8 protein-coding genes are annotated in these 13,378 nt (G+C 59.0%); 6 read left to right on the top strand and 2 right to left on the bottom strand.

What is annotated here, in order from left to right; translation table 11 throughout:
- Positions 1-3 precede the first annotated feature (3 nt).
- Together BMW84_RS21870 and BMW84_RS21865 are read right to left on the bottom strand one after the other, a co-directional pair.
- Positions 4-966, bottom strand: coding sequence for a helix-turn-helix transcriptional regulator (locus BMW84_RS21870; RefSeq protein ID WP_091072079.1), 963 nt, complete (start codon positions 964-966; stop codon positions 4-6).
- A 32-nt stretch (positions 967-998) separates the two neighbouring features.
- A complete protein-coding gene (locus tag BMW84_RS21865) occupies positions 999-1,376 on the bottom strand; it encodes a winged helix-turn-helix transcriptional regulator (RefSeq protein ID WP_091072076.1) in 378 nt (125 codons plus the stop codon).
- A gap of 143 nt (positions 1,377-1,519) precedes the next feature.
- Between BMW84_RS21865 and BMW84_RS21860 the strand changes: the two genes are divergently transcribed.
- The 6 genes from BMW84_RS21860 to BMW84_RS21835 all read left to right on the top strand — a co-directional run bounded on the left by BMW84_RS21860 (position 1,520) and on the right by BMW84_RS21835 (position 13,378).
- A complete protein-coding gene (locus tag BMW84_RS21860; protein WP_091072074.1) occupies positions 1,520-2,056 on the top strand; it encodes an NAD(P)H-dependent oxidoreductase in 537 nt (178 codons plus the stop codon).
- A 348-nt stretch (positions 2,057-2,404) separates the two neighbouring features.
- A complete protein-coding gene (locus BMW84_RS21855) occupies positions 2,405-6,859 on the top strand; it encodes a carbohydrate binding domain-containing protein (RefSeq protein ID WP_175498992.1) in 4,455 nt (1,484 codons plus the stop codon).
- A gap of 168 nt (positions 6,860-7,027) precedes the next feature.
- Positions 7,028-8,446, top strand: coding sequence for a sugar ABC transporter substrate-binding protein (locus BMW84_RS21850; protein ID WP_091072068.1), 1,419 nt, complete (start codon positions 7,028-7,030; stop codon positions 8,444-8,446).
- Between the two features lie 89 nt (positions 8,447-8,535).
- Entirely contained in the window at positions 8,536-9,516 is a 981-nt protein-coding gene (locus BMW84_RS21845) for a carbohydrate ABC transporter permease (protein ID WP_091072066.1), read from the top strand.
- Positions 9,513-10,367, top strand: a complete 855-nt coding sequence (locus BMW84_RS21840) for a carbohydrate ABC transporter permease (protein WP_091072063.1) — start codon at positions 9,513-9,515, stop codon at positions 10,365-10,367. The genes BMW84_RS21845 and BMW84_RS21840 overlap by 4 nt, the downstream gene beginning before the upstream one ends.
- Before the next feature lie 29 nt (positions 10,368-10,396).
- Positions 10,397-13,378 (top strand): GH36-type glycosyl hydrolase domain-containing protein, encoded by a 2,982-nt coding sequence (locus BMW84_RS21835; protein ID WP_175498990.1) that lies wholly within the window; start codon positions 10,397-10,399, stop codon positions 13,376-13,378.

The raw sequence follows: 13,378 nt of genomic DNA, 5'->3' as shown, positions 1-13,378 counted from the left end.
CTGCTACGTCCGATAATATTCCATTAAACCCGCTGCAACCGATACCAGCTTGTCCTTCATGCTCTGCGGCTCGAGCACTTGAATGGCTTTGCCATAGGTTAGCAGGAAATAAGGCACATAGGCATGGATGGCGCTTTCGTCCAGCTCAAATACCGCTTGATTGGGCGTCCTCTCCTTCAGATGATGCCCCAGAAACCAATGGATGCACAGATCATCCAACGCTTCGGGCCGCCCATGGATTACTAATGAAACGACCTCTTGCTTGCCGGCTTGGTCAGGCAACAGATTGCGCAGGAAAAATTCCTTGGCGGAAAAAGCCTCCGGCCGCTTAAACCCCATCGGGGTCCGCGTAATCTGCTGAATCCGCTCCACCCGAAAGCTTCTGATTTCATTCCGCAGATGGCAAAATCCGACGGTATACCATTTATTGTTCCAATACAGCATGCCGTAAGGGTCAATCACTCTGGGCTGGGCTTGCTCGGCATGGCTGCTGTGGTATTCAATCTCGATCGAGCATTCGCCGGCTACCGCCCGCTCAAGTTCTTCCAGCTTTGCCTTCACGGAAGGGGCAATCTCGCGGTGGATCACTTCGAAACCGGCCAGATGGCGATTGAGGAGATGCTCTTGCTCCTGGTTTGCATACATTTTGAGCTTGTCCGTTGCTCTGTTTAGGGCCACGCTAAAAGGGTACCCGGCTTCATGGGCGAACACGGCGGCATGCAGCAGCGCCTTTTGCTCCTCCAGGTCAAACAGCAACGGCGCGCGGATAAAATGGTTCAGCAAACGATACCCGCCATTATGGCCTGCGTCGGAGATAATCGGCACCCCGCTGGCGCAGAGCGCATCGATATAACGGTAAACGGTCCTTATGTTAATCTCCAGCTTTTCGGCGATCTGTTTGGCGGTCACTTTCGCGCCTGAATTCAGCAGCCATAAGATGGCCAGCATATTGTCGTTTTTCGGCATCGCGCCGACCTCCTTTTTGGGAGCCCCTCAAGCTACATGGAATCCTCCACGTTCTCCGGTGACGTCCCCTCCAGCAAAACGATCTCTTCTCCCTGCTGTTGCCTGCGTTTAATATTTTCCTGCCCCCAGGCACACATCACATCCACGATCTTGTTCGCTGTAATGCCGTAGTCCGTGAGGTTGTATTCGACTTTCGGCGGCATCTGCGGGTACACATGCCTCTTGACGAGCCCATCCCTTTCAAGCTCGCGAAGCTGCTGGATCAGGACCTTTTGCGAGATCCCCTGAATGCTGTGCTGCAGTTCGCTTGTCCGCTTTGCGCCGGTCATTAACTGGCATATGATCAGAGCTTTCCATTTTCCGCCAATGATCTCCAGCGTGGCCTCGATGCCCAGGGTATATTGTTTCATCGGATAACACCTCGTTTTCTGCTGATCCTTCCATACGCACTTTGAAGTAACTACCTTACTTCATTGTGTGTATTTTCATCTGGGAACGCCCGTTGGATAATAAGAATATTCCAAAAAAAGCAGTCAAAGAAGGGGATTTCCTAATGAAAACACTTGTGATTATAGCACATCCGAACCTTGAGGGTTCAAGGGTAAATCAGCGCTGGACACAAGAGCTGCTGCGCTACCCAAACGATATTGCCGTTCATGAGCTGTACAAAGCGTATCCGGACTGGAACATTGATGTTCCCCGGGAGCAGCATCTGTTGGAGGCCTATGATCATGTGATTTTGCAGTTCCCGTTCTATTGGTACAGTTATCCGCCTTTGCTGAAAAAGTGGTTTGACGAGGTGTGGACTTATGGATGGGCCTATGGATCGCAGGGCGACAAGCTGAAGGGGACAAAGCTGGGGCTTGCCATGTCCATCGGCGATAAAAAGAACAATTATGTGCCGGAGGGCTCCGTTTCTTTTACCGTGGATCAGTTGATTACGCCTTTCGTTGCCAGCGCAAGACATGCGGGCGCCGTGGCGCTGCCCTATTTCGCCGTGTTCGGCGCCTCGTTTCGGGCCAGCGATGAGGAGATTGACCAAAGTGCAAGGGATTATATCGAGCATATCTTTAAGCATTGCGGCGTTTGACGGAAGGCTCGATGTGTTGGAGTTAAGCTAAACCCTTCTTATAAGAGTTGGCTTCTGGCCGACTCCGTATTTTTGAAAAATAAGCCTATCGCTAAACACTCGGTTTCCCTGGACGAGTGTTTTTTTGTTGCGCCGGGAGGGTCCTCCTTGAAGGCTCGGCCCTATGGTAATCCCGCCGGAGCTGCGTTGAGACGTTCCTTCCCCCTGCCGACCTGACATGCACGGGCAGCTTGCATCTTTGTTATGCAGACTAAGGAAATGGTATGTCTTCCCCGGAGGGCGTACCTCATACTGAAATCGACCGGCAAAACGTGCCGGATATTCATGCGATCCGTAAGGAGGAATCATATGTTGTACCGCAAAACCATTAGCGGACTGATGGCAGCCATGCTGCTGCTAGGCAGCTGGCCGGGCGGAGGCTTCAGCCGTCAGGCGGCGGCCGCTTCGGCGGCCGGAAACGCGGCCCCGTCGGCGGCTTTTGCCGACATGACCGGCCACTGGGCCGCCGCGTCGGCGGAGAAGCTGTCGAAGGCCGGCATTCTGCAGGGCGACGGCCAGGGGCGGTTTGAACCGGGCCGCGCCGTCAAGCGGGCAGAGCTGTCGGCCGTGCTGGTCCGGGTATTCCGCTACGCCGAACAAGGAGCAGCCACGTTCAGCGATGTAAGCGCTTCTTCGTGGTATGAAGCGCCGGTGCGCCAGGCTTATGCCGCCGGTCTCGTCACCGGCTACCCGGACGGCCGCTTCGCGCCGAATGCTCCGGTAACGCGGCAGGAAGCGATGACGCTGCTGTACCGTGCGTTCGGGCTGGAACCGGAGCAGCGTGATGCGCTCGCCGACAAGCCGGACGGCGCCGAGGTGAAGCCGTACGCCCGCGAAGCGGCGAACGCGCTGATCGCCGCCGGTTATCTCGGCGGCGCCGGGGACGGCCAGCTCAAGCCGCAGGCAGACTTGACCCGCGGCGAGCTGGCCGCCCTGCTCGGCCGGATGATCGGCTGGATCAGTCCGGCCGAAGGGTCTTACACGATCGGCGACGTCACGGGCAGCGTCATTGTCAACCGTCCGGGCGTCACCGTGAAGGGCGGCGCCGTCACCGGCAATCTCTACGTGACCGCCGGCGTCGGCGAAGGCGAAGCGGCTGTGTCGGGCGTGAAGGTGAGCGGCGCAACCCGGATTTCGGGGGGCGGGTCGCATTCCGTCGTCTTCCGCGGAGCTTCTCTCCAGAAGGTGATCGTCGACAAGCCGGGCTCCCCGGTTCGCGTAGCGCTTGAAGACGGAACCGCCGCCGCCCGGCTGGAGCTGGTCCGGCCGGCCCTGCTTGAACTGTCCGCCGGTTCGCGGGCAGGCGAGCTGCTGGTCGGAGCGTCCGCAGGCGGCTCCAGCATCAAGAATCAGGGAAGCATCGGACTGCTGAAGGTCGCCGCCTCCGGCGTGCGCCTGAACGATCAGCCGGTGCAGGAAGGGGCTTCCCTGCAGGGCGTAGGCGGAGCAGGCCCTTCCCCGTCCGCCAGCCCTTCCGCCGGAACGGGCGGCGGCCCGGCAACGAACCCGACTGCCGCGCCAACGCCATCCGCAACGCCCGTTCCAAGCGCGACCCCGTCCACGGACGACGATCAATGGGAACTGGTATGGAACGACGAATTTAATGGCAGCTCCATTGATACGAGCAAGTGGAATGTGCAGGATACGGGCGTGGTCTATAACAACGAGCTGGAATATTACCACCCGAGCAATGCATTCGTGGAGAAGGAAGGCGGCAACGGCGTACTGACGCTGGAAGCCCGCAAGCAGGGGTATGAGGGCAAGCAGTATACCTCCGGGAAACTGACCTCTAAGTTGAAAGGCGACTGGACGTACGGCAAGTTTACGGTTCGCGCCAAGCTTCCGATCCAGCAGGGCATGTGGCCGGCCATCTGGATGATGCCAACGGACGAGGAGAAGCAGTACGGTCCTTGGCCGGGCAGCGGCGAGATGGACATTATGGAGTTGACTGGACCGGTGGCCGGCGATGAGGAGAAGGCAGACCTCTACCCGCGCACGGTTCATGGCTCGCTGCATTATGACATCCCGCATGCTTCCCAGTCGAAGACTTACGTGCTGCCGCCAGGACAGACCTTCGCAGACGACTACCATGATTTTACGATGGAATGGCTGCCCGGACTGATCCGTTACTATGTGGACGGCAAGAAATATTTCGAGAGCAGCGACTGGGGCACCAAGGCCGCCGGACAGCCGGACTATTATGCATACCCGGCGCCGTTCGACCGTCCGTTCTATATGATTCTCAATCTGGCCGTAGGCGGCGATTGGCCGGGCAACCCTGCGGGAGATTTCCAGTCGGACCGGATGTACGTGGATTATGTCCGCGTCTATCAGTACAAGAACCTGGAGAAGTGGCCGGTGCCGACAGGCGAACGGCCGACCCCTCCCGAAGCGGCTGTTCCGCAGCGCCCGGCGCTGGCGGACGGCAACCAGATCTATAACGGGGACTTCACAGAGGGCGCCGCAACTAACGGCGTGCCGAAGGAATGGGAGTTTATCACCAATGCAAGCGGAGCGGGCAGCGTCAGCGTCGTAGAGGATCAAGACAAGGGTCAAGTGGCCAAGGTGGCGATCAGCGACGGAGGCACGCAGAATTACTCCATTCAGCTGACGCAGATGCCGCTGCTGCTGGAGAAGAACAAAGCCTATAAGGTCACCTTTGAGGCCAAGGCCGATCAGGACCGGCCGCTCATGAGCAAGCTGACCCAGTACGGAGGCGGCTGGACGGCGTATTCGGAAGAACGGAACTTCCAGTTGACGAATCAGTGGCAGTCTTACGAGTACACCTTCAACATGAAGCAGACGACCGACAACAATGTCCGCTTCGAATTTAATCTCGGCAAAAATACAGTGCCTGCTTACTTTGCCAATGTCCGCGTGGTCGAAACGGACCCGCTGCCGGTCGTACGGACGCCGCTTGCAGACGGCAACCTGATTTATAACGGCGCCTTCGAGCTTGGCGCCGGACGAATGGAATATTGGACCTTCGGCGTCAAGCCGGATTCGGGAGCGGAAGCCAAGGCGCAGGTAACGAACCGGCTGGAGCTGCCGCTCATGAAGCGGGAATTCAGCGCCGAGGTAACGAAGGACGGCAGCTCGGCCGATGCGGTATCGCTGTCGCAGGCAGATCTGCCGCTGTCTCCCGGCTCGTACCGTCTGAGCTTCGACGCCAGAACGGAGGACGGGCAAGGACTCGCCCTTGGCCTTAAGGCGGGAAGCCAGGACGCCATCTTCCCGGACGGGAACGAAATCGCGCTGACCTCCGACTGGAAGAACTATACCGCTGAGCTTGTGGTTCCCGGCGCGGCGGATGTGAAAGGCACGCTCTCCTTCCTTCTGGGCCGGAACGCTGGCACGACGGAGCTGGATAATGTCTCTCTGGTGCGTATGGCGGCTCCGGCAGCGCTCAACGGATATCTGCACCTGCAGGGAGATCAGTTCTGGACCGCATCGGGCGTATCGCTGGTGCCAAGCGGCGAAGGACGCCAGGAGATTACCGGGATGGATACGGGAGATTACGCGGACTTCAAGGTCACCGTTGGCCAAGGCGGCACCTTCATCCCGATGGCCCGCGTGGCCAGCGCCGATGCGGGATCCAGCCTGCAGCTGAGCGTACTGGATGAAACCAAGCGTCCGGTCGTGACCGCAGCGGTCTATGCATCCGGCATCGGCGATACCGGCGGACTCCGGTCCTACCGGGCGCTTCCGGGCCTCCCGTTAACGCTGGCACCCGGAACCTATTACTTCCGCCTTGAAGGGCAAGGCTATAACCTGGCCTGGCTCGATCTTACGCGGGAGCTGATCGTCAATGGCAGCGTAGACACGAATACGACCGCAGGCTGGACGCTGTTCAAGAAAGACTGGGTAGACAGCGATCCGGTCAAGAATACCGTGATGATTGCCGATAATGGCGATCTCCGTATCGACGTAGGCGGAAGCGGCGACGAGGATTGGAACGTGCAGGTCAAGCAAGGACATCTCCCGCTGGTTAAAGGGAATGTCTACAGGCTCCAATTTGACGCCGATGCGTCTCTTGACCGCCAGATCCGGGTCGTTCTCCAGCGCGACGGGACTAAAGATAACATTTGGACCCCGTATTTCAACGAAACGGCGAGCCTGACCGGGACCGGCGGACACTACGCGTATGATTTCACTGCTCCGGCTACAGACTCCGAAGCGCTGCTCCAGTTCAATCTGGGCAAGGTCACGGAAATGCTGGGCGAGCACCGGGTGACGCTGGATAACATCTCGCTGCTGCGCGTCAATCCCGTACTGGCCGGACATTCCTATGCGGAGAACCTCCTCCCGAATGGGGATTTTGCCGGTCCGCTTCAGGGCTGGACGTATTATTCGCCCGATAACGGCGAACTCGCTATATCCAATATCGATCAGACGCTGGCCATTCAGGTGGGTTCCGCCGGAAGCAACAGCTGGGACCGTCAGGTGTATTATGAAGGAATCTCCTATGAGGACGGCGGCCACTATACCCTTATGTTTAAAGCGAAATCGACCAAGCCGCGTTCCATGAACGTCAGCATCGGCTGGCTCGACGCGGCCAACAACTATACCTGGCACGGCTATACGAGCAGCGTGGTCGAGGTGGGAAGCGACTATACGGAATATACGGTCGAATTCGACGTGACCGGAGGCGGTACCCCAATCGGACGCATTTCGTTCGAGCTTGGCAAAATCGGGGAGGACGATACCGGGAATCTTCAAGTGAAGATCGACGATATCCATCTGGTCAAAGAAGACCGTCCGTAAGGACTCGAAACAGAAAGGAACCATGATCACGGGTTCAGGCTTGATTATTTGTTATTCAGGCTTGGGATTTGGTATTTAGACCCGGGAGCGGCGCCTTCATAATAAAGATGCGGGGACGGACGACCGTCCTCCGCATTCCTTAACTACCTACAATGGGGGAGATTAGAAATGAGAAAAACAGGAATGGCAAGCGCAGCGCTGCTGGCGGCACTGACCCTTGCAGTCAGCGGATGCGGCGGCAATAACAACGCCGGAAACCAGGCATCGAATTCGGATAACAATGCAAAAGAAACAACTGCTCCGGCGGCATCCGCCAATGCGGAAGCCTCACCGGAAGCAAGTAAGGATCCGGTTACGCTGACCGCCTGGATCATGCCGAACAGTCCGAAGCCGGACGCCGACTTCCTGAAGACGATAGACCCTTATCTCAAGGAGCATCCGAACGTCAAAGTAAAAGTGACCGTGCTGGACTGGGGCTCTGCCTGGACGAAGGTCACTACAGCCGCTACCAGCGGCGAAGGACCCGACCTGCTCCAGCTGGGCACGACCTGGGTACCGGCGATCGCCAGCATGGGCGGCATCGACAAGCTCAACGACAAAGTGGCTGACGTAGGCGGAGCCGATGCGTTCCTGCCGGCGATCTGGAACACCACTTCGATCTCCGGCCAGGAGGATGTATACGGCGTGCCGTGGTTCGTGGACGCTCGCGCCATCTATTACCGTACCGACGCTTTCCAGCAGGCGGGCGTGGATACGGCAACGGCCTTCAAGGATTGGGATTCGTTTAAGGCGGCGCTGGAGAAAGTCAACGGTATCACGGTCGGCGGCAAAAAAATGGCGGCGCTCGGCCTGCCGGGCAAAAACGACTGGAACGTCGTCCACAATATTTTCCCTTGGATCTGGGCGGCCGGCGGCAACGTGCTGGCGGACGACAACAAGACGGTTACCTTCAACGACGAGAAAGGTCTGGAAGGCGTGATGTACTACACCGGCCTTGCAGCCGAAGGCCTGGTCGACAAGGCTTCGCTGGAGAAAAACTCGTCGCAGATCGAAAGCGACTTCGGCGACGGCAACTCGGCGGTAATCATCTCCGGCCCATGGCTGGCGAAGAACTTCAACACGCCGAAGGCTAACGGCGGCATGGACGATAAGGCGGCCGCCAAGAATTTCGCGGTTGCTCCGCTTCCTGCAGGTCCCGGCGGCCAGTACACCTTCGTCGGCGGCAGCGATCTGACGGTCTTCAAGGGCTCCAAGAACAAGGAAGCCACCTGGGATCTGATCAAGTACCTGTCCTCGGACGAAGCGCAGCAGGCATACGCCAACATCTCCGGCCAGCTGCCTTCCAAGCAGTCGCTGCTGAACGCTTCCGATCTGGATGCGAACATGAAGGCCTTCGCGGAAGCCACCAAATACGGACGCAGCTACCCGTCCATTCCGCAATGGGGTCCGACCGAAACCGCGCTGCAGAAGCATTTTGCGAATATCTGGGATATCGTTGCCGGCGTGAAGGGCACTTACGGCAAAGACAGCATCCAGAAAGAGCTGGATTCGGCCGCCGTTGAAGTAAAGGCCATCGTTAACCAGTAAGCGGATCGAAACCGTACATTTAACAGACGTGAGGCCGCTGCGCCGCTTGGCGCGGCGGCTGTTCCGTTAACAAAGCGAGGGATATGAAGATGGGACTCCATACTGAGACCGAGAACCGATTGAAGAGCGCGCCGGGCGCCAAGGCCCGCTGGGGCAAGCGGATCAAAGAACATAAATTCGCTTATCTGCTGATGCTGCCCACCCTTATATTCATGATGATGGTTCATCTGCTGCCGATGATTCAGGGCATTTGGATGTCCTTTCTGAAGCTGAACCAATTTACGCTGGCCAAATACCTGAAAGCCCCGTTTGTGGGAATCAGCAATTACAAGGGCTTGTTGTTTGACAACGACAATCCCGTCCGGCAGGGCTTGAACTTTGCTGTCCGCAACACAGCCATCTATGCGGTCGTCGTTACAATAGGCGTTATGGTCATGGGCCTTTTGATGGCGATTCTGATGAACCGTGATTTTCCCGGCCGCGGCATTGCCCGCACCGCCATGCTGCTTCCCTGGGTCATCCCGTCCTACGTGGTCGGCGTGCTCTGGGGCTTTATGTGGCAGCAAAACGGCGTCATCAACTACCTGCTGGTGGACGTGCTGCACCTGATGCACGATAAACCGTTCTGGCTGATGGGGCCCAACACCATCTGGGCGATCATCATCCCTACGATCTGGCGCGGCTGGCCGTTCCTTATGGTTATTTTTCTGGCCGGACTCCAGACCATTCCCGATGACATTTACGAAGCAGCCACGATCGACGGCGCGCACAAGCTTCGCCAGTTCTGGCATATCACCTTGCCGATGCTGAAGCCGATCATTGCCGTGCAGCTGCTCTTCCAGATTATCAATAACGTCTATTCCTACAATATCGTCTCCACCATGTTCGGCAACGGCGCCGGCTATCCCGGCGAATGGGGCGACCTGCTGATGACCGCTTTGACCCGCCAGTCGTTCGGATATTGGGCCTTCGGTTCCGGCTCCGCCGCTTCCCTGATGCTCATGATCGCGATGCTGATGATCGTCGGCGTCTGGTACAGAACCTTTAGAACGGAGTTGAACGCCCAATGAGCCGCAGCAGACGATCTACCTCCTCCTTTATCCTGACGTCGCTGACGTGGGCGATCGTGGCGCTTACGGTGTTCCCGATTCTGTGGATGGTGTTCACCTCCCTGCATTCCAACGATCAAATCCTGAACGGCATTACTTCGTTTGAATTGAAAAAGCCGCAATGGGTCAACTACGTCAACATGTGGGACACGGTCAATTTTGCCGTCTATTTCCGCAACAGTCTGCTGATCTGCGGCGCGACGACCTTGCTGGCCGGCACTTTTGCCGTCTTGGCGGGCTATGCGCTGGCCCGATTTGATTTTCCGGGCTCGAAGCTGTTCAGCATGAGCATTATCTCCACGCAGCTCATTCCCGGCATTATGTTCCTGTTCCCGATCTACCTGATGTTTCTGTGGATCCGCAACACGATCGGACTGCCGATGATCAATACGTATTGGGGCATGATTCTTGTCTACACGGCGTTCTATACCCCGATCAGCATCTGGATCATGCGCGGATTCTTCGTCTCCATTCCGAGAGACCTGGAGGAGTCGGCGGCCATTGACGGCTGCAGCAAATTCCAGGCTTTTTACAAAATCATTCTGCCGCTCTCCGTTCCGGGCATTATCGCGACTGGCATCTTTATCTTCCTGACGGCCTGGGATGAGCTGCTCTTCGCCTGGGTGCTTACGACCAGCTCCGACGTCCAGACCATACCGGTCGGCATCCGGCTGTTCGTGGGACAATACAATACCCGTTATGACCTGCTGATGGCGGCTTCCACCGTAGTCACGCTCCCGGTCATGGCCACCTTCTTCCTGACTCAGAAATATTTTATCAGCGGGATGACCGCCGGCGCCGTCAAAGGCTGATCCGGTCCTGCCCGGAAAGGATGTATGTCATGCTGAGCTATACCGCCGCAAGAAATGTACACACTTCGCCCGAGGACGTGCTGAGAGAGCAGTTCGGCCGCCTGATCGCACCCGGCCTCCCGGTGAGCGCCATCTTTGCCGATTCCCGCCATCAGTCCGCCCTCGGCGTAGCCGGCCTGCCGCTTCGGCTGCCGGCCATCCGGGAGCTGCTGAAGCTGCCGCAGATTGCGGGGCTGCTGCCTGCCGTTCCGACCGGCATTTCGGCGCTGCTCGCCGTAGGCGGGGAGAAGCCGCTGGCGCTCTATCTCCGGCCCGCCGGCGAAGCGGTTCGGGAAGCGGAGCTTCCGGAGGCCGCGGCCCAAGCGGCCCTTCGTCTGCTTAAAGAAGCGCCCGCCTGGGCGGGATCGCTCAATGCCGACGGCGAGCATATTCTGGACCTACGGACGCCGCTGCCGGGGCCGCATTTCGCGGTCAATCTGCTGCTGGGCAACCGTCTTGATTTCCCCCATGCCCTGCAGACGACGCCCAAGAGCGTCGTAGACCGGGTGGGCGGCGGCAGCTTCCGGTCGCATGCCGCGACGCAAGTGCTTGCGACCCGCTGGGATATGCGCCAGGAGGAGAACGGCTTCCCGGCCAACCGGCAGTTCTACCTGTTCGAGGACGGGGAGCAAATCTTCTATTCCGCGGAACCGGGAGACTCGCGCATCGAATCCGCCGTATGCCGCCACTCCCAGAACTCGACGGTGATCGCCTACCGGACGGTTTGCGGCCTGGAGATCACGCGGACCGTTTCGATCCTGCCGCAGCGGGAAGGCGAGCCGCTGGCCACCGAGCTGCAGCGGATCAGCATCGAAAATATAAGCGGACGGGACCGCAACGTCCGGCTCGTCTACACCGGGATGTTCGGCTCAGCCGCTCCCGGCGCGCTGTTCGAGGACGTGCTGTACAGCAACGTCATCATGCAGGGCGGCGTGCTCCGCAGCGAAGACGGCGCCGTTGCGGCCATCAGTCCGGATTATTATCCGGAAGCCGGACGCAGGGATCTGCGGTTCCATACGATGATCGTTCACGGACCGGACGGCGCCGAGCTGCCCTGGGAGTACTGCGTCAACTACAATGAATTCGTGGGAACCGGCACGCTGCACCGGCCGGCGGGTGCTTTAAGGCTAAGCAGCGAGCTGTACCGCAAAGGACCGGGGTTCTTCGCCGTGGCAGCGCCGCTAACCCTGCCGGCGGGCGGAACGGCGGCCGTGGATCAGCTGACCGGTCTCGTCTCCGACAAGAGCGGCGCAGGCTTCAGCGAGGCCTCGCTTGCCGAAGAGGTCGGCGCGCTGATCAACCGCTTCTCCTCCCCCGATGCAGCCGGAGCTGCGCTGGAGGAGGCCCGGCGGTTCGTCCATGAATACGGCCAGTTTCTGCAAATCGAGTCCGGCTCTCCCGAGCTCGACGTTTATGTCAACCGGAACCTGCCGTTTCAGGTGCTGTATCAGTCCTTTGTCTCCCGCTCCTTCTGCCAGACGCAAAAGGGCTACCGGGAAATCGGCTTTCGCGAAATCCAGGATTTGTACGCCTCCATGTATTACTTTGTGGGCATGGGACGTGCGGGGCTGGTCCGCAGCCTGCTCATCGAATGGGCGGGAATGGTGTTCGAATTCGGCTATGCCTTCCACAACTTCTTCTGGGTCGGCAAGGAGCCGGGCAAGTGGTCGGATGATGCGCTGTGGCTGGTTCAGGCCGTTCACCGCTATGTGATGCTGACCGGCGATATGGGCATTCTGGACGAGGAATGTCCGGTAGCCGGCACCGACGGGCAGCTTCGTCCAATCTTCAGAACGCTGCAGGCGATCATCACGTATTCGGGCCGGATCTCCGTCGGACGGCATGGCCTGCCGCTTCTCGATTATGCGGACTGGAACGACTGCCTGAAGCTGGACGGCAACTGCATTAACGGTCCGGCGAAGGAGGCGCGCTACCGGCAGCAGCTGGAGCAAGGCGGCGTCTTCGGCGAGCCGCTGGACAGCGATTATTCGGAAAGCGTCATGAACGCGTTCCTGCTGAAGCTGGCGGTGGACGAACTGGCTGAGCTAGCCGACAAAAAGGGCGAAGGCGGTTACGCCGACGAGCTCAAGACTTTCAGTACGGAGCTGCGGGAGCGGATACAGCTTCACGCCTGGAAAGGCGACTTCTTCGCCCGCGTGCTGTTTAACCGTTATCCGGACGGCGAATACGCTTATCTCGGCGCGGCCGGAGACGGGCTGTCCGCTTCCGGGGAACACGACGGCTCCTATTTCCTGAATTCGTTCAGCTGGAGCGTGCTCTCCGGCTGTGCCGACGAAGAGCAGGTTGAAGTGATGCTGGATACGCTGGAGCGCCGCCTGAAGACCCCTTACGGCCTGAAGCTGGTCTCTCCGGTAGCGCTTGGCCGGGTGTCCTCGCATACGGCTTCCGACGAATATTTTCCGGGCGACCGGGAGAACGGCGGCGTCTTCAAGCACGCCTGCATGATGGCCGCCGCCGCGATGTTCAAGGGCGCCAAAGAAGCGCGGAATCCCGCGCTTGCCGCCCGTCTCGCCGGCTTTGGCTACTGGCTCGTTGACAAAATCCTGCCTTACCGGACGATGGAGGATCCGTTCGGCATCTGCGGAAATCCGAGATTCTGCACCCAATACAACAACAGCGAGACCGGCGAGAACATCGGCCCGATGCTCAGCGGCACCTCGACCTGGCTCACCCTCTCGCTGATGGCGGCATGGGGCGTGGAATATAACGAAGCCGGGCTTGTCCTTGATCCCGTGCTGCGGGAGACGGACACGGACATGTCCTTCACGGTGAAGCATGACGGCACGACGTACCGCATCCGGATTCACAAGCCGGAGGGCTTCTGCCGCCTCCGCGACACGGCTGCCAGCCTGACGCTGGACGGGCAAGCCCTGCCTAAAGGCGCCGTGCCTTACCTGAACGACGGCGGCGTCCACGAGGTAGAGCTGCGCTTTGAACCGTCCGGAAGCTAG

This window comes from Paenibacillus sp. NFR01 (genome assembly GCF_900111565.1).
Classification (GTDB): Bacteria; Bacillota; Bacilli; order Paenibacillales; family Paenibacillaceae; genus Paenibacillus_AQ.
This window is presented reverse-complemented; position numbering and strand designations above follow the sequence as displayed.

Coding starts and splice junctions, on each gene's coding strand:
- BMW84_RS21835 (WP_175498990.1), top strand. CDS start 10,397: ATGCTGAGCTATACCGCCGCAAGAAATGTACACACTTCGCCCGAGGAC.
- BMW84_RS21870 (WP_091072079.1), bottom strand. CDS start 966: ATGCCGAAAAACGACAATATGCTGGCCATCTTATGGCTGCTGAATTCA.
- BMW84_RS21865 (WP_091072076.1), bottom strand. CDS start 1,376: ATGAAACAATATACCCTGGGCATCGAGGCCACGCTGGAGATCATTGGC.
- BMW84_RS21850 (WP_091072068.1), top strand. CDS start 7,028: ATGAGAAAAACAGGAATGGCAAGCGCAGCGCTGCTGGCGGCACTGACC.
- BMW84_RS21840 (WP_091072063.1), top strand. CDS start 9,513: ATGAGCCGCAGCAGACGATCTACCTCCTCCTTTATCCTGACGTCGCTG.
- BMW84_RS21855 (WP_175498992.1), top strand. CDS start 2,405: ATGTTGTACCGCAAAACCATTAGCGGACTGATGGCAGCCATGCTGCTG.
- BMW84_RS21860 (WP_091072074.1), top strand. CDS start 1,520: ATGAAAACACTTGTGATTATAGCACATCCGAACCTTGAGGGTTCAAGG.
- BMW84_RS21845 (WP_091072066.1), top strand. CDS start 8,536: ATGGGACTCCATACTGAGACCGAGAACCGATTGAAGAGCGCGCCGGGC.